Annotated in this window: 21 protein-coding genes; 13 read left to right on the forward strand and 8 right to left on the reverse strand. The window is 38.7% G+C overall.

The features are described from left to right. The first annotated feature begins 467 nt into the window (after nt 1-467). Complete coding sequence (locus ABJG98_RS09795) at nt 468-2,276, forward strand: hypothetical protein (RefSeq protein WP_348279330.1); 1,809 nt, start codon at nt 468-470, stop codon at nt 2,274-2,276. Nucleotides 2,277-2,556: 280 nt separating this feature from the next. Beyond that, nucleotides 2,557-3,246: a hypothetical protein gene (locus ABJG98_RS09800; RefSeq protein WP_348279331.1), complete on the forward strand. Its 690-nt coding sequence runs from the start codon at nt 2,557-2,559 to the stop codon at nt 3,244-3,246. Nucleotides 3,247-3,302: 56 nt separating this feature from the next. Here the strand turns inward: ABJG98_RS09800 and ABJG98_RS09805 are convergent, their stop codons facing one another. Continuing rightward, on the reverse strand, nt 3,303-3,656 hold the full coding sequence (locus ABJG98_RS09805; protein WP_348279332.1) for a hypothetical protein: 354 nt from the start codon (nt 3,654-3,656) through the stop codon (nt 3,303-3,305). A gap of 149 nt (nt 3,657-3,805) precedes the next feature. Here ABJG98_RS09805 and ABJG98_RS09810 point away from each other — a divergent pair, with 149 nt between their 5' ends. The 4 genes from ABJG98_RS09810 to ABJG98_RS09825 all read left to right on the forward strand — a co-directional run bounded on the left by ABJG98_RS09810 (nt 3,806) and on the right by ABJG98_RS09825 (nt 9,021). After that, nucleotides 3,806-4,273 carry a YHS domain-containing (seleno)protein gene (locus tag ABJG98_RS09810; protein ID WP_348279333.1) on the forward strand — a complete coding sequence of 156 codons (468 nt, stop codon included), beginning with the start codon at nt 3,806-3,808 and terminating at the stop codon, nt 4,271-4,273. A gap of 262 nt (nt 4,274-4,535) precedes the next feature. After that, complete coding sequence (locus ABJG98_RS09815; RefSeq protein WP_348279334.1) at nt 4,536-5,534, forward strand: adenosine kinase; 999 nt, start codon at nt 4,536-4,538, stop codon at nt 5,532-5,534. 46 nt (nt 5,535-5,580) lie between these two features. Further along, complete coding sequence (locus tag ABJG98_RS09820) at nt 5,581-6,930, forward strand: pitrilysin family protein (protein ID WP_348279335.1); 1,350 nt, start codon at nt 5,581-5,583, stop codon at nt 6,928-6,930. A gap of 21 nt (nt 6,931-6,951) precedes the next feature. After that, the gene (locus tag ABJG98_RS09825) at nt 6,952-9,021 is read left to right on the forward strand and encodes a pitrilysin family protein (protein ID WP_348279336.1); all 2,070 of its coding nucleotides are present in this window, start codon (nt 6,952-6,954) and stop codon (nt 9,019-9,021) included. A gap of 47 nt (nt 9,022-9,068) precedes the next feature. Here the strand turns inward: ABJG98_RS09825 and ABJG98_RS09830 are convergent, their stop codons facing one another. Beyond that, complete coding sequence (locus ABJG98_RS09830; RefSeq protein ID WP_348279337.1) at nt 9,069-9,452, reverse strand: hypothetical protein; 384 nt, start codon at nt 9,450-9,452, stop codon at nt 9,069-9,071. A 166-nt stretch (nt 9,453-9,618) separates the two neighbouring features. On the opposite strand from ABJG98_RS09830, the gene rpmH reads away from it, so the two are divergent. From rpmH to ABJG98_RS09855, 5 genes are read left to right on the forward strand one after another with little or no spacing between them, the layout of a single operon-like run. Then, nucleotides 9,619-9,774 (forward strand): 50S ribosomal protein L34, encoded by a 156-nt coding sequence (gene rpmH, locus ABJG98_RS09835; protein ID WP_348279338.1) that lies wholly within the window; start codon nt 9,619-9,621, stop codon nt 9,772-9,774. An 11-nt stretch (nt 9,775-9,785) separates the two neighbouring features. Further along, the gene (gene rnpA / locus ABJG98_RS09840) at nt 9,786-10,163 is read left to right on the forward strand and encodes a ribonuclease P protein component (protein ID WP_348279339.1); all 378 of its coding nucleotides are present in this window, start codon (nt 9,786-9,788) and stop codon (nt 10,161-10,163) included. Nucleotides 10,164-10,186: 23 nt separating this feature from the next. Then, complete coding sequence (locus tag ABJG98_RS09845) at nt 10,187-11,845, forward strand: S41 family peptidase (protein ID WP_348279340.1); 1,659 nt, start codon at nt 10,187-10,189, stop codon at nt 11,843-11,845. After that, complete coding sequence (tsaB, locus tag ABJG98_RS09850; protein ID WP_348279341.1) at nt 11,846-12,526, forward strand: tRNA (adenosine(37)-N6)-threonylcarbamoyltransferase complex dimerization subunit type 1 TsaB; 681 nt, start codon at nt 11,846-11,848, stop codon at nt 12,524-12,526. It abuts the gene before it with no gap. A gap of 3 nt (nt 12,527-12,529) precedes the next feature. Beyond that, nucleotides 12,530-13,039 (forward strand): DUF2480 family protein, encoded by a 510-nt coding sequence (locus ABJG98_RS09855; protein WP_348279342.1) that lies wholly within the window; start codon nt 12,530-12,532, stop codon nt 13,037-13,039. Between the two features lie 170 nt (nt 13,040-13,209). Here the strand turns inward: ABJG98_RS09855 and floA are convergent, their stop codons facing one another. From floA to proS, 3 genes are read right to left on the reverse strand one after another with little or no spacing between them, the layout of a single operon-like run. Continuing rightward, complete coding sequence (gene floA, locus ABJG98_RS09860) at nt 13,210-14,232, reverse strand: flotillin-like protein FloA (protein ID WP_348279343.1); 1,023 nt, start codon at nt 14,230-14,232, stop codon at nt 13,210-13,212. A 4-nt stretch (nt 14,233-14,236) separates the two neighbouring features. Further along, nucleotides 14,237-14,707 carry an NfeD family protein gene (locus ABJG98_RS09865; RefSeq protein ID WP_348279344.1) on the reverse strand — a complete coding sequence of 157 codons (471 nt, stop codon included), beginning with the start codon at nt 14,705-14,707 and terminating at the stop codon, nt 14,237-14,239. A 5-nt stretch (nt 14,708-14,712) separates the two neighbouring features. Beyond that, nucleotides 14,713-16,182 carry a proline--tRNA ligase gene (gene proS, locus ABJG98_RS09870; RefSeq protein WP_348279345.1) on the reverse strand — a complete coding sequence of 490 codons (1,470 nt, stop codon included), beginning with the start codon at nt 16,180-16,182 and terminating at the stop codon, nt 14,713-14,715. A gap of 127 nt (nt 16,183-16,309) precedes the next feature. Here proS and ABJG98_RS09875 point away from each other — a divergent pair, with 127 nt between their 5' ends. Next, nucleotides 16,310-17,473, forward strand: coding sequence for a hypothetical protein (locus tag ABJG98_RS09875; RefSeq protein ID WP_348279346.1), 1,164 nt, complete (start codon nt 16,310-16,312; stop codon nt 17,471-17,473). Between the two features lie 19 nt (nt 17,474-17,492). Then, nucleotides 17,493-19,016 (forward strand): outer membrane protein transport protein, encoded by a 1,524-nt coding sequence (locus ABJG98_RS09880; protein ID WP_348279347.1) that lies wholly within the window; start codon nt 17,493-17,495, stop codon nt 19,014-19,016. Here ABJG98_RS09880 and ABJG98_RS09885 read toward each other — a convergent pair whose 3' ends face one another. The 3 genes from ABJG98_RS09885 to ABJG98_RS09895 are packed head-to-tail and all read right to left on the reverse strand — an operon-like array spanning nt 19,017 to nt 21,114. Then, nucleotides 19,017-19,484 (reverse strand): shikimate kinase, encoded by a 468-nt coding sequence (locus tag ABJG98_RS09885; protein ID WP_348279348.1) that lies wholly within the window; start codon nt 19,482-19,484, stop codon nt 19,017-19,019. Beyond that, complete coding sequence (locus ABJG98_RS09890) at nt 19,481-20,575, reverse strand: BT_3928 family protein (RefSeq protein ID WP_348279349.1); 1,095 nt, start codon at nt 20,573-20,575, stop codon at nt 19,481-19,483. The genes ABJG98_RS09885 and ABJG98_RS09890 overlap by 4 nt, the downstream gene beginning before the upstream one ends. Then, nucleotides 20,572-21,114, reverse strand: a complete 543-nt coding sequence (locus ABJG98_RS09895; RefSeq protein WP_348279350.1) for a DUF1599 domain-containing protein — start codon at nt 21,112-21,114, stop codon at nt 20,572-20,574. Before ABJG98_RS09895 ends, ABJG98_RS09890 begins: the two co-directional genes overlap by 4 nt. Between the last annotated feature and the right edge of the window lies 1 nt (nt 21,115).

Genomic DNA, 21,115 nt, shown 5'->3' on the forward strand with positions numbered 1-21,115 from the left:
TTTTGAGGGATGAGAACCCAGGTTCGAAACCGAAGTGCAACGTAGGTTCACGAGGGGTTTAGGGCATGGCGGTGCGTATAAGTAATCCCTCAGCGCCCACACTTCAAAACCCTGATTCATTTCTGAGTCAGGGTTTTTTATTTTGAATGCTAAGCAAATTCATTCAAGGACAAGACAGGTAGTTGAAATTGAGGCATCACATTTTGAGTTTTTGGAGAATAGTTTTTAAAAGCATGATCAATTATAATTCCTGTTGAGAAGCGTTTTGAAAAATACAGATCTTGCTAATCTTATCTACTCGATGATTGATCTAATGTCTAATGATTTTAATCTTTTGTACACATAGTATATGCTGATTTATTAATAAGTAATTAGCTTAATTGATTAGGCTGGTTTTACCTATTAAATCAGTGGTTATTCAAAATGATATTTGGATAATATTAGAATAACCAAAAATCAAGACCACCATGAAAATCTTCAAATTTGTTTTTTTCACTTCAATAATGAGCCTCTCTCTGGGCCTGAATGCGCAAATCGCTATGGCTGATAATCAATTAAAGCCTGTACGTGCCGAGCTTAACACTGCGAAGAAGTCTGTCAACAATGACACCCCGCCAAAAGTGATTAAGGAAGGTGAAACCGTATTTGTAGATGAAAATGCCAAAATTTATGTCAATAAGAATCTGCCTATTTATCTGAAGTTCTCAACTACCCCAAATGGAAAAACGCATGACTTGAAGAGTCTAAGTCACCCTGAAGATACAGAGCCATTGTATTTGGATACCGAGGGTCCAAATTATATTAGGACAAAGTGGGCGATAGATCCAGAAACTAAGAAATACGCATATCCACTAAGGGAGATTCAAATGGAACTATATGCCGATAGCAAAGCTCCTATTGTTCGACCAGTATTTAATTCAGGATCAACATTCAAAAAAGACAAAATCATTTATTATGGGCATGATCTCGAAATTGAATTCACTGAATGGGATGAGCAGTCTGGAGTGAAAAACAGTTTTTGGAGTTTAAATAATAATGAATGGCGTACCGGTGAGTTAACCTTCAAAAATGAAGACTCGAATGAGTATACATTCTCTTATTATGCAGTAGATAATGTTAATAATTATACAGAAACTGAGTCAGTATCTTTTGTGTTTGATAAAACTCCACCGAAAACCAAGCTGCTGAAAACTAAAGAAGGTTCATATGTATTTGGTCCAAACACCCCAGTTCAGTTTGAAGTTGTGGAAGAACATTCAGGCCTTAAATCAACCTACTTCAGGTTAACGGATGTAGATTTTGAAATTGTAAGAACTGGGCAGGTAATGCCATCAACACTGGAAGATGGAGAATATGGACTCGTGTTTTATAGCGTGGACAATGTGATGAACGGCGAGGAGTCAGGAGAAGAAAGAATTTACTTAGATAAGATCGCCCCTGAGACATCATTAACAGCAACCTCATCATTCGCAAAAGGCGATAGATTGTATGTGTCGTCAGGTTCAAAAATCAGTTTAGAAGCATCTGATAATAAAGCTGGAGTAAGAGAAATCACTTTCAGCACTCGAGGTATTAATAATGAAGTTTACAGCAAGCCATTTTCTTTAGAAAAGTATCATGGTACATCATCTATAAGTTATTCTGCATCAGATATTGTTAGTAATACTGAAATAAAAAAGTACCAAGAAATATTTGTTGATAGTCTTCGACCTGCCACTCAGATAGAATTTATAGGAGAATATTTTGAGGTAGCCAATCGATTCTATATTAATGAATCTACCGAGCTAAAATTATCTTCGTCTGACCTGAACTCAGGAGTAGCCTATACAGAGTATGCAGCTATTGGGAATGAATTTGAAAAGTATAGCAAGGCATTTAAGCTTACAAAAGAAGGATATAATGGAATAATGTATCGTTCGGTGGATAATGTGGACAATTCAGAATATTCTAAAAGTATAGATCTCTATTTAGATAAGCAGGGCCCAGAAATTGTATTCAATTTTAGTAATCAGCCGATTGGTGAAGAAGATGGGATTAAAGTTTATCCAATAGGTACACGATTATTTCTTGGAGCCACGGATGATCAATCGGGCACCAACAGCATTGCTTATCAGGTGAATAATCAGAAAGCGGTACATTACAGTAGCCCAAAAACAATCGATATAAGTGAGAAGAAGGCTTTTAAAAGCGGGCAGATCTTTGAAGTAAAAATTACAACAACGGATTTGGTTGATAATGTGACGACAGAGTCAATCAAGTTTAAGATTGAAGAATAAAACACTAGCTAACCTAAGTGTACCCTGATTCAGAAATGAGTCAGGGTTTTTTTATTAGTCAATCAAGTTTAAAAAGAATCCCGTTCAGGAAACATGATAGCAGTAATAATAGAAGCATAAATAATTAACCGTCAATAAATAAGCGACTTATATCTTCTCAAGTAAAAAAACCACATAGTACTGACTAATTAAATGACCTAATTCAAAAGCCAATTTTATACTAATACATAGGGGGTTGGATAAAATTCATCTTTGCATCACTAATTCAAAAAAGCAAAATATGGACACATCCACTCGAATTCTTAGTTTTATTTTCTTATTTGTTAGTCTTGCTACGTCAGCTCAATTAGCTTTTGAAGGCAGCTCTGAGTCTGTCAAAAGCGATAAAGTAGTAAAGGATATCACCGCACCGAGAACAGATTTACTTCGAACAGAGGCAGGAGAGTTTATTTACGGGCCAGCTACGCGCATTAAATTCAAAATAATTGAAGAGGAATCTGGAATCGCCACTACCAATTTTAAAATTGCTGATCTGCCTTATATGAAATCAGATGGCCGACAAATGGTACCTCATCAACTTTCGGATGGGGTGTATCGCATGGAATACTATAGTGTTGATAAAGAGGGGAATCAGGAACAGATTAGAGTTGATAAAATTTATATAGATAAAATAGGCCCCAAAGTAAGCGCTGGATTTAATTCTTCTCCGAGTTCTTTTGAAAATGGATTGCCAATTTTTTCAAGCGATATTCAGCTGGTAGTGGAAGCAGTTGATGAACAAGTAAAAGTTCAGAAACTCACATATAAGATCAACAACGGGCCAATTGTAAAAAGCAACAATGCTGAATTTATTGATTTAACAGAAGAGCTCAGAAAAATCAATAGTGAGCTGATCAAAATTGAAATCTATGCTTACGATACATTTTACAATCTTTCTAAGGAAGTTGTAGAATTTAAGATTATGAAATAGTCAAATTTTTCAAGCCCTGATGTTCTCATTGGGGCTATATGTTTTCTTAATACTAGCTAACTCACCAGATATTCCTTAGCCACCTCTTCATCATCGAATGGTCGCATCGCTCCACCTAATAATCGATTGTATCCAGAGAGTAAGACTTTTTTAGCGCCAGTTATACCAACAACTGCTCCTTTCACGGGTACATCTTTAGTTTCTTTACCAAGCTCCCTAATATAAGCAGTAAATTTTCTGGTGGCAGGTGTGTTAGTAATATTGACCAATCTTAAATGATGTCCTGGGCTTGAAATGAGATATTCCCTAAGGGAAGTAGCAGTTTCAAGCATTTCTGCTTCTGATTGTCCCCTATAGTCCACATAGACGATTTCCTTTCCTTTGTGAGTAATCTTTTGAATTTTCGGCATGCTGTAAGGTTATGTGTGAATCACGAAAATAATCAGTTTGTAAAAAAAAATCTGAATGTCTTCATTAAGACTTGAGCTGATCAAAGGATATTTTTTCTCAGCCATGAAATAGTTCATCGCGTATAGCTTCCAAAAACTTTTTTAAAACTATGAGAAAGATTGGTGTTTTACTGTCAGTAGTTGGATTTATTGTGGCATGTTCAGATGGATCAGAAATAACGAAAAATGAAATATACAGTATTGATGGAATTGCTTTAGATGGCTATGACCCAGTAGCCTATTTTATCCAAGGCGAAGCAAAAAAAGGTATTGATGCTGAATCAGTGGAACATCAAGAGTTAGTTTATTATTTCTCCAGCACCAAAAACAGACTTCTCTTTAAAGAAAACCCATCCAAATTCCTTCCGGAGTATGGTGGGTGGTGCGCTTATGCCGTGGCAGAAACATCTTCTAAAATGGAGCCTGATCCAACGCAATGGCAAATACAGAATGGTGAGTTAATTCTTTTTACTTCAAACTGGATGACAAAACTAACAGGTAGTTTAAAAGATGAGTGGAACGCAAGCCCTGAGGATTTTCAATTAAGAGCGGACTCTAATTGGGTCGAAATGAATTAATAGCCACCTTTTATTAATTAATCTTCTCATTGCCGTAAAATTCCGCTTGTTTTAAAATGGTGATTAATGAAGAATCTCTTCATTATGTTTTTTTACGTTGATCAAATTCTTTATCGTAAAAGTGATAATTCATTCTCAGTACATGAATTTAGCGGGATTCTAATACTCCTTCCTTAAGTCAATTCATGCTATAATAAGTTATTTTCGCAAGATGATGTGGAAGATAATCATCCCAATAAAAGTTAGAAAGCATTAAAAAAAGATGAGTAAAAAATATGATGTATGTGCCATTGGCAACGCTTTGGTAGATTATGAAATTGAAGTAAAAAATCAGTTTTTTGCTGACAACGGGGTTGAAAAAGGCCTTATGACGTTGGTTGATGAAGAAAGGCAAGAAGCACTTTTAGCAGAAGTAAAGGGCAATGTGAGAAAAAAGCAAGGGGGAGGATCCGCAGCAAATACCATTTTCGGATTGGCAGAATTTGGAGGTAAAGGTTTTTACACTTGCAAAGTAGCTGCTGACGAGGATGGAGAGTTGTACACGAAGGACCTTGAAACTGTAGGGATAGATACCAATCTCGATTCAAATAATCTATATCATGGGACTACTGGAAAATGTCTGGTAATGGTCACTCCGGATGCAGAACGAACCATGAATACTTTTTTGGGTATCACTACAGACTTTTCTATACACGAACTCAGTGAAGAAGCAATAAAAAATTCTAATTACTTATTTATGGAGGGATTCCTCGTTTCTTCACCAACAGGGCTAGAAGCAATGAAGGAAGCTAAGCGTATTGCAAAAGAAAATGGCGTGAAAGTAAGCCTTACGTTCTCAGACCCATCTATGGTCAAATACTTCAATAGCCAGATGAAAGAGATAGTGGGTGATGGTGTTGATTTACTTTTTTGCAATATTGAAGAGGCAGAATTATTCGCAGGAGTAGAAGGCATGGAAGCAGCAAAAGAGGCGATCAGCAAAGTGGCTAAAGAATTTGTCATTACAAAAGGCAAAGACGGAGCACTTGTATTTGATGGAACAGCTTACCACGAAATTGAGCCGTTCCCTACAAAGGCGATAGATGCTACAGGTGCTGGAGATATGTTTGCAGGTGCTTTCTTGTACGGCATCAATCATGGACAGACACACGCCGAAGCTGGTAGATTAGCGAGTGCTGCAAGTTCAGCTGTCGTGTCTAGATACGGACCAAGATTAAACCAAGACCATATTAATGAGGTTTTGTCAATACTTGAAAAGTAAAATACTTTTTAGTATTATATATTGAATTGTTAAACCCTAATATAAAATGCGAAATACCTTAACCTTAATCTGCATATTCGCACTGCTCGGAGCAAATGCCCAAGAGAAGCGAATTGATTTTGTAGAGTACGATCTGGACAATGGATTGCACGTAATCCTACATCAAGACAACTCTACTCCTATTGTGAATGTTTCTGTTCTCTACCATGTAGGCTCAAAAAATGAACCTGATGGAAGAACGGGTTTTGCTCACTTTTTTGAGCACCTTATGTTTGAAGGGTCTCCAAATATTGAGAGAGGTTCTTTCTTTAAGATTATCCAAAACGCCGGAGGTCAATTAAATGCGAACACTTCTTTTGATAGAACATTCTATTACGAGACACTTCCATCGCACCAATTAGAGCTGGGTCTCTACATGGAGTCTGAAAGAATGCTTCATGCAAAAATTGACTCTACAGGTGTCGCTACTCAAAAAGAAGTAGTGAAAGAAGAGAAGAGAACTCGAATCGATAATCAACCTTATATGTCATTCCAGGCAAAAATTTTCGGAAAAGCATATGAAGGCACACCATATTCATGGACACCAATTGGATCGTTCGAAGATATTGATGCAGCTACTGATCAAGACTTCAAAGACTTTTTTGATACATTCTATGTGCCTAATAACGCTACACTTTCGATAGCTGGCGATATCCAAATCGAGGAAACTAAGAAGTTGATTGATAAATATTTTGCTGAGATCCCAAAGGGAACAAAAAACATTCCAAGACCAGAAATAAAAGCTCCGGATCTGGGAGGTGAAGTAAGAGAGGAAGTATTTGACAATGTGCAGTTACCAGGTGTGTTTCAGGCCTATCGAATGGCAGAGCAAGGTTCTGACGATTACTACGCCATGCAAATGCTAACTACCCTTCTTTCCGGTGGCCAGAGCTCACGATTTCAAAAAGAAATTGTGGACAACCAAGAACTTGCTGCTTTTGTCGGATCATTCCCATTTGCGCTTGAAGATGGAGGACTATTCATATCACTTGGATTGGTGAATGTTGGTAAAACCCCGGAAGAACTTGAAGAAGCAATGATGACAGAGATTGAGCGGGTGAAAACTGAAGATATCAGTGATAGAGAATTCCAGAAGCTGAAAAATCAAATTGAAAACAATTTTGTGAGCTCCAATAGTACCGTAAGAGGTATTGCTGAAAGTTTAGCAGACTACCATGTGTACTATGGAGATGCAAATTTGATCAACAGCGAAATTGATCGTTATATGGCGGTGACAAAAGAAGATATCAAGCGAGTAGCTAAGAAATATTTGACGCCAGACAATAGAGTGACACTTTATTACCTACCAAAATCAGCGCAACAAAAGCCTGAGGATGAAAAACTAGACGATCAATAAACCTAATAAAAGCAAGAAATTATGAAACTTAAGAATATACTAACCCTCATTCTGACCTTCGGAATAGTAGGTGCTTTTGCACAGGTAGATCGGAGTAAATTACCGGAACCTGCTACGCCAAGACCAATAAACATTGGAGATTACGAATCATTCGAACTGAAAAATGGCCTTAAAGTTTTTATCATTGAAAATCATAAGCTTCCAAGAGTGAGTTTTAACCTTTTGGTGGATAGAGAGGCGATCCTTGAAGCTGATAAAGCTGGATATTTGGGTATGGTCGGTCAATTGATGCAACGTGGCACAGAGACAAGAACCAAAGAACAAATAGACGAAGAGGTCGACTTTATAGGCGCTTCATTATTCGCGGGATCTACAAATGTATTTGCATCAGGTCTTTCAAAATACAGTGAAAAGATTCTGGAATTAATGACCGATGTTGCTTTCAATCCTACTTTTCCAGAAGAAGAACTTGAGAAAATTAGAAAGCAAACACTTTCAGGATTAGCACAAGCCAAAGACAACCCAGGAGCGATTGCAGGAAATCTAAATCAAGCATTGGTTTACGGTGCAAATCATCCATATGGAGAGATCCAAACGGAGGAAACCACTAATAACATTTTAATAGATGATCTTAAGAGCTATCACGCAACATACTTCAAACCAAATATTTCTTATCTGGCAATTGTAGGTGACGTAGATGTGAAGAAGATGAAAAAGATGGTGAAAACTTACTTCGGAAGCTGGGAAGCTGGTGAGGTTCCAACACCAACGTATGATACTCCTAAATCACCCGAAAAAACAAAGGTCGGAATCGTAAACAGAGCAAGTTCTGTACAATCAGTGGTGAACATTACGTACCCTGCCATTCTTCCGGTTGGATCAGATGACGAAATCAAGGTGCGAGTTATGAATCAGATATTGGGAGGGTCTTTCTCAGGTAAATTAAATATGAACTTAAGAGAGGACAAAGGTTATACCTATGGAAGCCGATCATCTCTTTCTTCTGACGAACTGGTTTCCAGATTCAATGCGAATGCAGATGTGAGAAACGAAGTTACCGATAGCGCCATCGTTCAGATGATCTACGAATTGAATCAAATGCGAAATGGGGAGATCACGGAAGAAGAACTGGAGTTGGCGAAAAACTCAATTGCAGGAAGTTTCTCACAGTCACTAGAACGACCGCAAACAGTAGCAAATTTTGCATTAAACACAGCTATATATAACCTGTCAGCAGATTATTACAATACATACTTGCAGAAAGTACAGGCCGTTACCATAGATGATGTAAAAGCAATAGCTCAGAAATACCTGAAACCAGACAATGCATACATAAATGTAGTAGGAAAAGCGAGTGAAGTAGCTGAAAGCCTCAAGCAATTTGGAGAGTTGACTTACTACGATACTTACGGCAATGAGGTAGATCCTTCACTTTCAAAATTACCTGAAGGGTTGACGGCAGAAGACGTAATTGAGAAGTATCTGAAAGCCATCGGCGGCAAAGAGAAAATCGAAGCACTTAATTCTGTGCAAATGAAAATGGAAGCATCAATGATGGGTAATACAATAAATATTGAAGCGACCAAAATGGCGCCAAACAAATCCATTCAAGTAGTGAAAATGGGTGGAAATGTAGTTCAGAAGCAGGTGTTTGATGGTGAGAAAGGAGCAAGTTCAGGAATGCGTGGAAGTCAGAAGGTAGAAGGTGATGCTGCCAAAGACATGGCAGTTTCTTCAGCAATTATTGAAGAAGTAGCAATGATGGAAATAGGCATTAGCATCAAACTTTCTGCTGTAGAAAATATAGATGGAAGTGATGCTTATGGAGTTGAAGTTTCCATGCCTTCTGGCAAGAAATCCACTAGATATTATGATTCCGAAAGTGGGCTCCTTGTTAGAACGACTAATGTGGTAGAGGGCCCTACAGGTGCAATGACCCTATCGACTGATTACAATAATTATGAGGAATTCGAAGGTATTAAGTTCCCCACACTTATTATCCAGCCAATGGGATCCCAGAAAATGAATATAAATGTGACTGAGGTTATCGTGAATGGAGATGTGGATGCTAGCAAATTCTTAGTAGAATAAACACTTTCTGAATTGAGGGGCTGTGAATAATTTGCAGCCCCTTTTTTTCAACCACAGATTGAACCCACTCCAGAGCAGTGAGCACTAAAAAAGCAATCTACGTGTGAATAATACAAGCAGTCATCGGTTAGTGTAGCGATATAAACTACTCCATCTATTTCGATTATATATGTTGCAGTTTCTTGAATACGTCCCTTTTCAAAATTCATTTCATATGATTCAAAAGAATCAAATATTTCATTTCCAATATTATGAATTTCAGTCTCAATGTCGGTATTCAAATATTCGCTTGATTGGTTAAAAATTCTTTCTCCAAATAAGGCAAATTTTTGTTCTGGTGTCAATTCCGGCTCAACATCTTCTTGCTGATTACAGCCGATCCCAATAAGGATAATTCCTATAATGAGTAAATAATTCGATATTCTTATCATAATGATATTGTTAGATATTTGTTATCTAATCTATTAATTTTTACTGTTAGTTATACAGCGGCATTATTTTGAATTAACGATCTAATCGTTTTTGTTGTAATTGTTTGTTAGAAGTAAGGATTTATCTATCTTTGCCCTCCGTTTTTAAGAGCGAAAGAGATATATTATGAAAAGGACGTTTCAACCTTCAGTAAGAAAGAAAAAAAACAAGCACGGATTCAGAAAAAGAATGGAGAGTGTGAATGGACAATCTGTGATTGCTAGAAGAAGAGCAAAAGGTCGTAAAAGACTTACTGTTTCTGACGAAATCCATAAGAAGTAAAGCCACGGCCTATGGGCCTTTCTAAATACAGTTTCTCCAAACAAGAGAAACTTACAGGTAAGAAAAAAATTGAGGGACTATTTAAAAACGGTTCCTCTTTTTATTTAGGCGATTTTCAAATACGCCATCAACAGACCGATGAGTTCGGATCTTATCAAATTCTTATATCTGTTCCTAAGCGAAACTTTAAGCGAGCAGTTGACCGAAACCTGCTCAAGAGAAGAATTCGTGAAGCGTACCGATTAAATAAAGAACTATTGCCCAATCAAGCCAACTCCAATAGTCTTTACATAGGTTTCGTTTATCTTTCAAAACAGATTTTAACCTTTCAGGACATTCAGGCTCAACTAATCAAGTGTCTTGAACGTTTGGGTACTATCAAGAACTGATGTAGGGTTTAACCCAGAATGATATGAGTAGAAAAGTAAAAATTATCCTTTCTCTAGCAATAACACTATTTGTATTTACGGCAGCTGTAAAGCCACCAACTGATAGATATTTCGAGATTCTCAAGAACCTGGACATTTTCGCCACGCTATTCAAAGAGGTAAATACACATTATGTAGATGAGATCAACCCAACCACGCTGATGAAGTCAGGGATTGATGAGATGTTAGAGACTCTCGATCCATATACCAATTATATCGCCGCTGATGACATTGAGACCTACCGAATGATGACCACCGGAGAATACTCAGGAATTGGGGCTGTTGTCGAGCGCAAGAACGGTGTAAGTACAGTAATGATGCCATATGAAGGATTTGCGGCGTATGATGCCGGTCTTAGAGCTGGTGATGAAATTCATGCAATTAATGGAATTTCGCTTGCAGGGAAATCCCAAGAGGAAGTAAGATATCTTATGAAAGGTCAGTCCAATTCAGAAATCAAGTTGACAGTAAAACGCTTTGGACAGAGCGAGATGTTTGATGTGAAAGTAAAAAGAGAAAAAATTGCCGTCGACAGTGTGCCTTATGCAGGCATGGTTACCGATAACATAGGCTACGTCAGATTGACAAGCTTTACGCAAAATGTAGGTCGATCCATAGGTATCAAAGTGTTGGATCTTATGGAGCAGGGAGCTGATAAAATCATTTTAGATCTCAGAGGAAATCCGGGGGGACTTCTTCATGAAGCGGTTAATGTTTCAAACGTGTTTATAGAGAAAGGAAGGAAAATTGTCACTCAGAAGGGCAAAGTGCGAGCCAATGACTGGACCTACAACTCACTGAATGATCCAGTAGATGCCGATATTCCAGTTGTTGTTTTGACGGATAATGGAAGTGCTTCGGCATCTGAAATTGTATCGGGAGTGATGCAAGATTACGATCGAGGTGTATTGATTGGTAGAAAAACGTTTGGTAAAGGGTTAGTGCAAATTGAGCGGCCACTTTCCTATGACGCAGTTGTGAAAATTACCACAGCAAAATATTATACTCCCACAGGAAGATGTATTCAAGCGATTGACTATAGCAATAGAAATGAAGATGGAAGCGTAGGTAAAATTCCGGACTCACTTAAGAATGAGTTCTATACATTAAATGGAAGGCAGGTTTTTGATGGCGGCGGAATTGATCCAGACATAGAGGTTGAAAAATTGGAGTTTGCGCCGGTCACAAAGAGCTTGCTTCGAAATGATCACATCTTCTACTACGCCACTGAGTATTTCTATAAAAATGAAGAACTCAATCCAAAATCTCCCAATGAAATCAGACTTAGCGACTCAGAGTATAGTGAATTCGTAAAATGGCTTTCAAACAGAGAATTTGATTATGTGACCAGAGTAGAAAGAGAAACGAAAGATTTAATCAAAATCGCGAAAGAGGAAAAGAAGTATAGCAAACTGAAATCTTATTTTGATGATTTGGAAAAAGCTTCCAGACACAATAAAAATGAGGATTTGATTACTTTCAAAGAGGAAATAAAAATGTTGCTCGAGCAAGAAATTGCAGGGAGATATTTTTACGAAAAAGGAATCATAGAATCTACTTTTGGAAAAGATCCAGATGTGCAGGCAGCAGTATCTATATTGAACGATCCAGTACGTTACCAGACCATCCTTAAACCAAATTAATTGGCCCTAATACTGAGTATAGAGACATCAACCAAGGTGTGTTCGGTAGCAGTACATCGTGATGGTGAGTTGCTAGCCAGCCAGGTACATCAGGTCGAGAGATCACATTCGTCGTTGCTCCCAGGAATTGGCATAGAAGTTTGTAAAGAAGTGAATATAACCTTTACTGATCTTGATGCAGTGGCAGTTTCTTCTGGTCCAGGCTCATACACAGGCTTGCGAATTGGCGTATCCACAGCAAAGGGCATCTGCTATTCATTGAATAAAAAGCTCATCTCCATTCCATCACTGGATGTAATGACAGAATCTGTCCGAGCCAAGTTTTTAGGAGATCATCTTTTATGTCCCATGATGGATGCAAGAAGAATGGAGGTCTATACTCAAATTGAGAATCAGAACGGGGATATAGTATGGGAACTAGCACCTAAAGTTCTGAACGAAAATACTTTTTCTGAATTTGAAAGCCCCCTGTACTTATTCGGTGATGGTATGCCAAAGTTTCGAGAAATTGTCGAGCAGAAAAATTTAATTTTCATCGATGATATTTTTCCTAATGCAAAAAACATGGGAAGAATAGCAGAAGAAAAATTTAACAAAGAAGAAATTGAAGATGTGGCTTACTTTGAGCCCAATTATCTGAAAGAGTGGCGAACTACTACACCGAAAAAACAGTTGACGTAGACGATGGACGAGATAGTAAATAGAGTAGCAAATAGCCCTCTGGTTTCGCTGGATTTAGAAGACTACCTCCACCAAGGTGAGTATATGATCTTCGATTTAAAAGAAACGCTATACGAGGGTTTGATTCTAAAAGAAAAAGATTTCCGCACTTTTCTTAAAGAGAATGATTGGTCTATCTATAAAGATAAAAACGTGGGACTTATCTGTACTTCGGATGCAATAGTGCCAACTTGGGCATACATGCTACTCGTTACTAAAGTCAAAGAATATGCAAATCTTGTGACTTTTGGAGACCAAGAAGCCATTGAAAAATCACTAATAGACGCAGCGATTGAAAAATGTCTTGAAGAAAATGAGTTGAAAGATAAAAAAGTTGTTATCAAAGGATGTGGCAATGTTAAGAGCATTGAATATGCTTATACAACTTTGACTGAGAAATTGTTTTCACTGGTAAGCAGTCTCATGTACGGAGAACCTTGCAGTACAGTGCCGATCTTTAAGCGTAGAAAATAACTTAACTGCGGATAGAAATATTTATGAATATGAAACTGCCGAAGAGATCACCGATCACTAGCGGGGCACATCAAGCAAACCTTGAGCTAGAAAAAGAATTTACTCAATAGAGAATAAATACAAAAAAAAGGCCTGATCTCTCAGGCCTCTCTTTTTGGGTTAGTCAAGGTTTAACTTTTCTTCTTACCAGATCTCTTACTACCGGATCCTGCAATAGAGCTCCGCATGTCAGTATCTGCTTCGATGTTCTGGAATTTGTAGTAATCCATAATTCCGAGATTTCCACTTCGGAAAGCTTCTGCAATTGCCTTAGGTACCTCAGCTTCCGCAAGAATTACTTTAGCTCGGGCTTCTTGAGCTTTTGCAAGCATTTCTTGCTCCTCTGCTACTGCCATCGCTCTTCGTTCCTCCGCTTTAGCTTCGGCAACTTTTAAGTCAGCAGATGCTTGATCTGTTTGTAGTTTAGCACCAATATTAGCTCCTACATCTACATCGGCAATATCAATTGAAAGTATTTCAAAAGCAGTACCTGCATCCAGTCCTCTTTGTAGCACAAGCTTTGAGATTTTATCAGGATTTTCCAGCACTTCTTTGTGTGTAGAGGCGGAACCAACAGATGTTACGATTCCTTCACCTACTCTAGCCAAAATAGTCTCCTCACCAGCACCTCCAACCAGCTGCTTGATGTTCGCTCGAATAGTTACTCTCGCTTTTGCGACTAATTGAATACCATCGGCAGCTACTGCAGCAACTGAAGGTGTATTGATAACTTTTGGATTAACCGAAACCTGAACAGCTTCAAATACATCTCTCCCCGCAAGGTCTATTGCAGTTGCCTGCTTAAATGTTAGGTCTATATTAGCCTTGTCAGCCGAAATGAGTGCGCGAATAACCTGCGGAACATTACCGCCAGCCAGAAAGTGAGCTTCTAATTCCTGTGTCTTTAATTGCCTTTTGGTACCACCTTCATCGTCCTGAGTCATTAGACCAGCTTTGGTTGCTGTGATCAATGAGTTTACCACAATTGATGGTGGTACCTTTCGAATTCTCATGAAGACCAACTCCAAAAGTCCAACACGAACTCCAGAGAAAATCGCCGTAATCCAAAGGTTGACTGGAACAAAATAAAGAAAAATGAAAAAGAGGATTATTCCTCCAACAATAAATAAGACAAGCATTACACTGCCACCCATGATTTTAGTTTTTTACAGGTTGTACAAAAATTTTTGACGACTCTATTCTTATGACTTCAATTTCTGCATTTTCAATGACAAAACCACCATTAGATCGCACTTCTATTTCATGGTCATCAAACAACGCTTTGCCAACTGGTTTCAGCGAAGAAATAGTTACGCCTTTATCACCAACTTTTATATCTAGGTTGAAATCCTCATTGAATTTTCCTTTAATTGAGCCTTTTAGAGAAAATCGCTCCCACGACTTACCCTTAAATGCAAGAATCAATGCCACCACATTAAGAATCAATGCGCCAATTAGGATTAGTGAGCCGGTTGAAACACCATAATATTCATATCCTAAATAGACACCATATATAGTGAAAATGCAGCCTAAAATTCCTACAACAGTTGTTCCAGGGACAAATATGATCTCTGCAATGATGAGAAATGTGCCAAGCAAAATAAGCCCGATAATTGTGATCAAATCCATAAGAATTAATATGCCTTAGCAAAGAGCACTCGCCCTTTTGATGGCTTGCCTGTAAAGATACATTTTCCTTCTTCCATTTTCTGATCTAATGGAATACATCGAATGGTAGCTTTAGTCTCATCTTTTATTTTCTCCTCTGTCTCTTCGGTACCGTCCCAATGTGCATATACAAATCCTTGATCTACTAACTTCTTAAAGTCATCGTACGTATCAGCTTGCCTGGTATTTTCTTCACGGAAGTTTTTCGCTTTGTCATAAATATTAGATTGAATATCTTCTAATAACTGTGTTACATGACTTACCACTCCTTCTATTGGAAGGAAGGCTTTTTCTTTTGTGTCTCTTCTGGCAACTTCTACTGTTCCTTTTTCAAGATCTTTTGGCCCAATAGCAAGTCGAACAGGGACACCTTTGAGCTCGTATTCCGCAAATTTCCATCCGGGCTTGTGAGTGTCTCTGGTATCAAATTTTACAGAAACACCTTTCGACTTTAATTCAGCTACAATTGGTGCCACCACCTTTTCAATTTGTGCTAGTTGCTCATCTTTGAAGAAAATGGGCACAATCACCACCTGAATAGGTGCCAACTTAGGAGGAAGCACTAAGCCATCATCATCTGAATGCGCCATAATAAGTGCTCCCATCAGCCGTGTACTCACGCCCCAAGAGGTTCCCCAGACCAGCTCTTCTTTACCTTCTTTTGTAGCAAACTTCACATCAAATGCTTTTGCAAAATTTTGTCCTAAAAAATGGGAGGTTCCGGCTTGCAGTGCTTTGCCGTCCTGCATCATTGCTTCGATGCAATAGGTGTCTACCGCACCGGCAAAACGCTCACTTTCAGTTTTCACACCTTTAATAACAGGCATGGCCATGAATTCCTCTGCAAACGTCGCATATACGTTCAACATTTGACTTGTTTCGTCAATGGCTTCTTGTTTGGTTGCATGAGCTGTATGACCTTCCTGCCATAGAAACTCAGCGGTACGCAAAAACAATCGAGTGCGCATCTCCCAGCGCATTACATTGGCCCACTGATTGACCAAAATCGGTAGATCGCGATAAGACTGAATCCAATTTTTATATGAATCCCATATCACAGTTTCTGATGTTGGTCTGATGATTAATTCCTCTTCTAATTTTGCCTCCGGATCAACGATCACGCCCTTCCCATCTTCATCATTTTTTAATCGATAATGAGTAACTACGGCGCACTCTTTTGCAAAGCCTTCGATGTGGTCTGCTTCCTTACTTAAAAAGGATTTAGGGATCAATAATGGGAAATATGCATTTTCATGACCAGTGTCCTTGAACATTTGATCCAATGTCTGCTGCATCTTTTCCCAAATGGCAAATCCGTACGGTTTTATAACCATACAGCCTCTAACAGGTGAATTTTCAGCCAAACCAGCTTTTTTCACTAATTCATTATACCACAGTGAATAATCTTCCGAACGAGATGGAATAGCTTTAGCCATAGGTCTTTTCTTCTTTTGGTATGGAGTTTGCTTTTATTGCTATAAAATTTCTAAGGTTCGCAAATATAGCGGAGGTACTGAACAGACTGACCTTAGAGATCGTTTAAATAAAAAAAGGAGGTTCGTCATGAAACATTATTTTAAAATTTTTCTGGTTATGATCTTAGGAACTTCTGCGATAGTAGCTATCGGGCAGGAGAACGATGATCTATACTTCACCAAAAAAGATCGTGTGAAGCAAAAGAAAAAGTTTACAGAAGTGGCGGATCAATACGATCAGCAACCTGAGCAAATTCAAGACAATGAAGAGCTGAGTTTTCTGGGGAGACAGTTTAAAGAAAGCAATGCGGTCTCGGATGAAGGCTTTGTAAGCGAAGAATCACTAGATTATTATCAGCCGGAAAAAACACAGGAAGATTATCAGATAGCTAATGATTATGCTACTGATAGCCAATACCAAAATTCAAATTTTAGCAATGCGCAAGAAACGTTCTATGATGATGGAGTTCCTCAACAAGTGATTGTAAACAACTACTACAACGACAACTGGAATACCTGGAATCGATGGAATCGTCCAAGAATGAGATTTGGATTTGGATGGAATAGTTGGGGAGGAAATTTCTGGTCAGTTTCGTACGGAAACGCGTGGGGCAATCCTTGGTACGATCCATTTTGGGACCCTTGGTATAATGGCTGGGCTTACAATCCTTGGGGTTGGGGTGGAGGATTCTATGGATCATATTGGTGCCCTCCAGCCTACAGAGGTTATTACGGCAGACCAGTTTATGTAGTAGATAATAATAGTCGCAGAGGGAGAGATGTTGTCAGAGGTTCAAGAAACTCAAGAGGTTCGGTATCTACAAGAAGCAACCGTTCATCATCTGGAAGAAGAGCGTCTGTAACAAGCGAATCCAGCGGGCGAGCTGACTATAGCAGGCAGCAAGCAGATTATCTAAATCGCTCAAGAAGCAGTAGATATAGTTCAGGAAATTCGAGAGGATCGAGCTCGATAAGTTCGAGATCATCCAATGCAGAAAATTCTTCAAGGTATAGTTCGGGCGCAAGAACCAATACTAATACCAACTTTAATAGATCTAGCAATAGCACTAATAATAATAGAAGTTATAGTCCACCAGCATCCAGAAGTAGTAGAAGCTCTTCAGCAAGACCGTCAAGACCTTCTAGAAGCTCTGGTTCTACAGGACGATCGTCTAGCAGTTCGTCTAGTCGATCATCAGGTTCGAGATCATCGTCCGGAAGATCAAGCTCAAGCAGAAGAGGTGGTAATTAAGATTTAACTCAATTGATCAATGATAAAAAAGCTAATTGCAATTTCGTTTTTCTTATTTAGCTATTCAGTTGTATCCAATGCACAATATTTTGAAGATGCACACCGCTTTAGCAGAAGTAATTACGGGCTTGGTAGCACTGCCAGAATGCAAGCGATTGGAGGAGCACAGATTGCACTTGGTGGAGACATTAGCTCAGCGATTTCGAATCCTGCAGGTTTAGGGTTTTTCAATAAAGGTGTATTTGTATTTACTCCTTCAATGGATTTTATCAATGCCGACACAGAATTTGGAATCTTAAGAGATGGAGTTGCTGAATTTCAAAACTCAGAGGAAACATTTAGAAACAATTTCAACTTTGCCAATATCGGCACGGTAATCAACTTTACAAAAGGGCGATTTACCGATGACAAATTCAAGGGTGGATCACTAGCCATTACTTTGAACCGAAGCAATACATATCACCTGAGTCGAAAGTATGAAGGTGAAAACGGTTTCAATTCCATCGTGGACAACATTTTAGCAGATGCAGGTACACTGGATGTTAATCAATTGAATGAGCTGGGCTATGCAGCCTTTGATCAATTTTTGATCACCCCTGTCACCGGAGGTTATGATGCCTTTGTTGGCGGTTTTCCGATACAATATGAATCTATTAAGGAGCGTGGCTCTCACTATCAGATGAACATTGCCTGGGGAGGAAATTATGACGACAAGCTCTACTTTGGAGGTGGAATGGGTCTTCAATTCATTAACTACAAGCAGGAACGATCATACGAAGAGTTTGATTTCCTTCAAGGAAACAATGATCTGGATTCTCTGAATGCCATCTTTATCGATGATCAGATTGAGGTTCGTGGCAGAGGAATCAACTTTAATTTTGGCACGATCTTCCGCCCGGTAGAATTTTTAACGATTGGAGCCAGCTATACTTCTCCTTCGTTTATGTCTTTGGATGAAGAAAGCTTTGTTGATCTGGAAGCCGATTGGGATGCGGGAACAACCTTTACAGAAACGGTAGATGGGGAAACAGTCACTTATGACCTTGCCAATATTGATCCATACCAGAGTGATTTGTTTGTCAACAATTATAAGCTTCGAACTCCATCAAAAGTGGGTGTAGGTATAGCGGCCTTTATTGGTAAAAGTGGATTCATTACAGGCGATGTAGAATATATAGACTACGGTAGTGCTAATCTTAATTCAGATGATTTTTCAACTTCGGCAGATAACGATATAATTGATGATTTGTATGAATCTGTGGTCAACATTCGTGTAGGAGGAGAGTATCGATTTGATAACTTCAGATTGAGAGCTGGATACGCATTTTTACCAGATCCGATAAAAGATTACAACTTACAGGATCGGACAGATGTGACTTTCGGATTTGGATATAGAACCTTGGACTACTTCCTGGATTTTGCAGTTGTTTCGAGCAAAACCCAACGCGAGGCCACTCCATATTTCAGCGAATTAAATCAACCATTTAGTAGAACTGACATCAGAAGAACCACAGTTTCAGTGACTTTAGGTCTGAATTTTTAATCAGAAAAGCTTAAGAATTTCTTTGTATTCCCGGATGGTATGATCAGCTTGATCGTACCATTCTTTCCTTTTATGAAGAAGATCTGTCAGTGTATATGATTGCATCAGGGGACGGGAGGTATCCAGTTTCAATCGCTCTTCAATTTTTTTTATAGGTGTGTCAACATAAATCGTTACACCTACTTTCTGCATGATGCTCATATTATGAAAAAAGCAAGGTGTACCTCCACCAGTAGCCATGACGAAAGAATCATGCTCAGCAATTACTTTTTCAAGATGCAGTTTCTCTAATTGACGAAAATGAGCCTCTCCTTTTTCTTTGAAAATTTCAGCAATTGAAAGTTTGTTTATCTTTTCAATATCCTGATCGAGATCAATAAATTGAAGATCCAAATGAACCGCCAGATCAAGTCCCATGGTTGTTTTACCCGCACCAGGTAGTCCAATCAAAAAAAACTTCTGTCTCACTGTCGGTTAAGAATTTCGATGATGTCATCTGTCAATGGAGTATCGTTATAATGCCATTTGGCTATCACTACTCCATCTTTCAAAAGGACAACTCCAGGATTGGACCTCACCATTGTCTTTAGAACAGTGGCATCAGCAAAGTAATACAGGGCACCTAGCTGATTTGCATGACGAAATACTTCAAACTTTTCAGAGCCAGATGAAGTCAGAATCCATGTATCAAATCTCGGATTGTCATAAGTGAGATTTCTTAATCTATCCATTTCATCCACAGAAGTTTTTTCAACCTGATGAATGATAATTACTAGTTTCGTTCCGGATAAAAGTTCATCAGTATAATCACTGTCTCCCTGCCAGACATTGAGGTCAGTGATTTTTGCTGCAGCTTCAGGATTGGTGAGCTTTGCTTCTACATACTCATATCCCTCCTCCGATGGATAGGTTTCAAACTCAAATGTCTCGCCATCCTTTTCCATGATATACACATATTTCAAAGGCTCAGAGTTTTGCATAAGCGACGGCAAGTGATTGCCTACCTTATAAGCTCTAAAATCAATAAAAGGTAAGTGCTGTATCGCATAGATTGCGATGAAGACAAAAAAGAATGTGCTTCCAACGATCTTAATTTCGCTCATCTTCATACTCAGCATTGTCTTATAGCTGTCTCTTTTCCAAAAGACCACTCCAATGAGTACAAGCAAGATGATGTCTTTATAAAACGACTGCCATGGCGTGAGCTTTATGGCATCTCCAAAACATCCACAGTCGGTCACTTTATTGAAGTAAGCCGAATAGAAAGTTAAGAATGTGAAAAACACGATCATAGCTAAGAGAATCCAGGATGTGAGTTTCATGCGGTATCCAATGATCAAGGCAATTCCCAGTACAACTTCCAGTACACTTAGCACAACACTCAGAAAAAGCGCTGCTGGAACAAAAAATTCAAAGAATGGGGCAATGTCAGAGGCAAACACCTGAAAATACTCTTCAAGCTTAATGGCTGTTCCTACTGGATCATTTACCTTGATTATACCTGAAAAGATGAATAAGGTTCCGACTGCATATCGAGCAAATTCTTTTACGATTTTCATAATTCCTTCATTTTGATCAGACAGAATACAGAATAATTGATCATGTCCTGATAGTTAGCATCGATACCTTCTGAGATCAATGTTTTACCTGAATTGTCTTCAATTTGCTTCACTCGCATGAGTTTCATCAGAATAATATCCGTCATAGAACTGACGCGCATTTCTCTCCAAGCCTCTCCATAGTCATGGTTCTTTGCAGAAAGCAGATTCATAGTATCGTCAGCTACCTGATCATATTTTGGTTCCAGTTCTTCAAATGGAATTTCCATCTCTTCGGTTCCATTGAGCTTCATTTGGATGATAGCAATGATGCAGTAGTTGATAATTCCGATAAACTCGTTGCTGATGTCCTCACCCACCTTGTTTTCTCCTTTTTCCTGAATGGAACGAATGCGCTGGGCTTTGATAAATATCTGATCCGTGATTGAAGGCAACCGCAAGATTCTCCAGGCGGTCCCATAATCCTTCGTTTTTTTAGCAAAAATTTCTTTGCACTCAGAAATGATCTCTTTGTATTGCTGCTCAGTTTCCTGTCTCATG

Source organism: Ekhidna sp. (genome assembly GCF_039960695.1).
Lineage (GTDB): Bacteria > Bacteroidota > Bacteroidia > Cytophagales > Cyclobacteriaceae > Ekhidna.

Excerpts from the sequence above, each read along its gene's own strand:
- ABJG98_RS09830 (WP_348279337.1), bottom strand. The coding sequence starts at position 9,452 with ATGATAAGAATATCGAATTATTTACTCATTATAGGAATTATCCTTATT.
- ABJG98_RS09815 (WP_348279334.1), top strand. The coding sequence starts at position 4,536 with ATGAGTAAAAAATATGATGTATGTGCCATTGGCAACGCTTTGGTAGAT.
- ABJG98_RS09855 (WP_348279342.1), top strand. The coding sequence starts at position 12,530 with ATGGACGAGATAGTAAATAGAGTAGCAAATAGCCCTCTGGTTTCGCTG.
- ABJG98_RS09880 (WP_348279347.1), top strand. The coding sequence starts at position 17,493 with ATGATAAAAAAGCTAATTGCAATTTCGTTTTTCTTATTTAGCTATTCA.
- ABJG98_RS09890 (WP_348279349.1), bottom strand. The coding sequence starts at position 20,575 with ATGAAAATCGTAAAAGAATTTGCTCGATATGCAGTCGGAACCTTATTC.
- ABJG98_RS09805 (WP_348279332.1), bottom strand. The coding sequence starts at position 3,656 with ATGCCGAAAATTCAAAAGATTACTCACAAAGGAAAGGAAATCGTCTAT.
- floA (WP_348279343.1), bottom strand. The coding sequence starts at position 14,232 with ATGGGTGGCAGTGTAATGCTTGTCTTATTTATTGTTGGAGGAATAATC.
- rnpA (WP_348279339.1), top strand. The coding sequence starts at position 9,786 with ATGGGCCTTTCTAAATACAGTTTCTCCAAACAAGAGAAACTTACAGGT.
- ABJG98_RS09825 (WP_348279336.1), top strand. The coding sequence starts at position 6,952 with ATGAAACTTAAGAATATACTAACCCTCATTCTGACCTTCGGAATAGTA.
- ABJG98_RS09875 (WP_348279346.1), top strand. The coding sequence starts at position 16,310 with ATGAAACATTATTTTAAAATTTTTCTGGTTATGATCTTAGGAACTTCT.
- ABJG98_RS09845 (WP_348279340.1), top strand. The coding sequence starts at position 10,187 with ATGAGTAGAAAAGTAAAAATTATCCTTTCTCTAGCAATAACACTATTT.
- proS (WP_348279345.1), bottom strand. The coding sequence starts at position 16,182 with ATGGCTAAAGCTATTCCATCTCGTTCGGAAGATTATTCACTGTGGTAT.
- ABJG98_RS09795 (WP_348279330.1), top strand. The coding sequence starts at position 468 with ATGAAAATCTTCAAATTTGTTTTTTTCACTTCAATAATGAGCCTCTCT.
- ABJG98_RS09810 (WP_348279333.1), top strand. The coding sequence starts at position 3,806 with ATGAGAAAGATTGGTGTTTTACTGTCAGTAGTTGGATTTATTGTGGCA.
- ABJG98_RS09820 (WP_348279335.1), top strand. The coding sequence starts at position 5,581 with ATGCGAAATACCTTAACCTTAATCTGCATATTCGCACTGCTCGGAGCA.
- ABJG98_RS09895 (WP_348279350.1), bottom strand. The coding sequence starts at position 21,114 with ATGAGACAGGAAACTGAGCAGCAATACAAAGAGATCATTTCTGAGTGC.
- rpmH (WP_348279338.1), top strand. The coding sequence starts at position 9,619 with ATGAAAAGGACGTTTCAACCTTCAGTAAGAAAGAAAAAAAACAAGCAC.
- ABJG98_RS09800 (WP_348279331.1), top strand. The coding sequence starts at position 2,557 with ATGGACACATCCACTCGAATTCTTAGTTTTATTTTCTTATTTGTTAGT.
- ABJG98_RS09865 (WP_348279344.1), bottom strand. The coding sequence starts at position 14,707 with ATGGATTTGATCACAATTATCGGGCTTATTTTGCTTGGCACATTTCTC.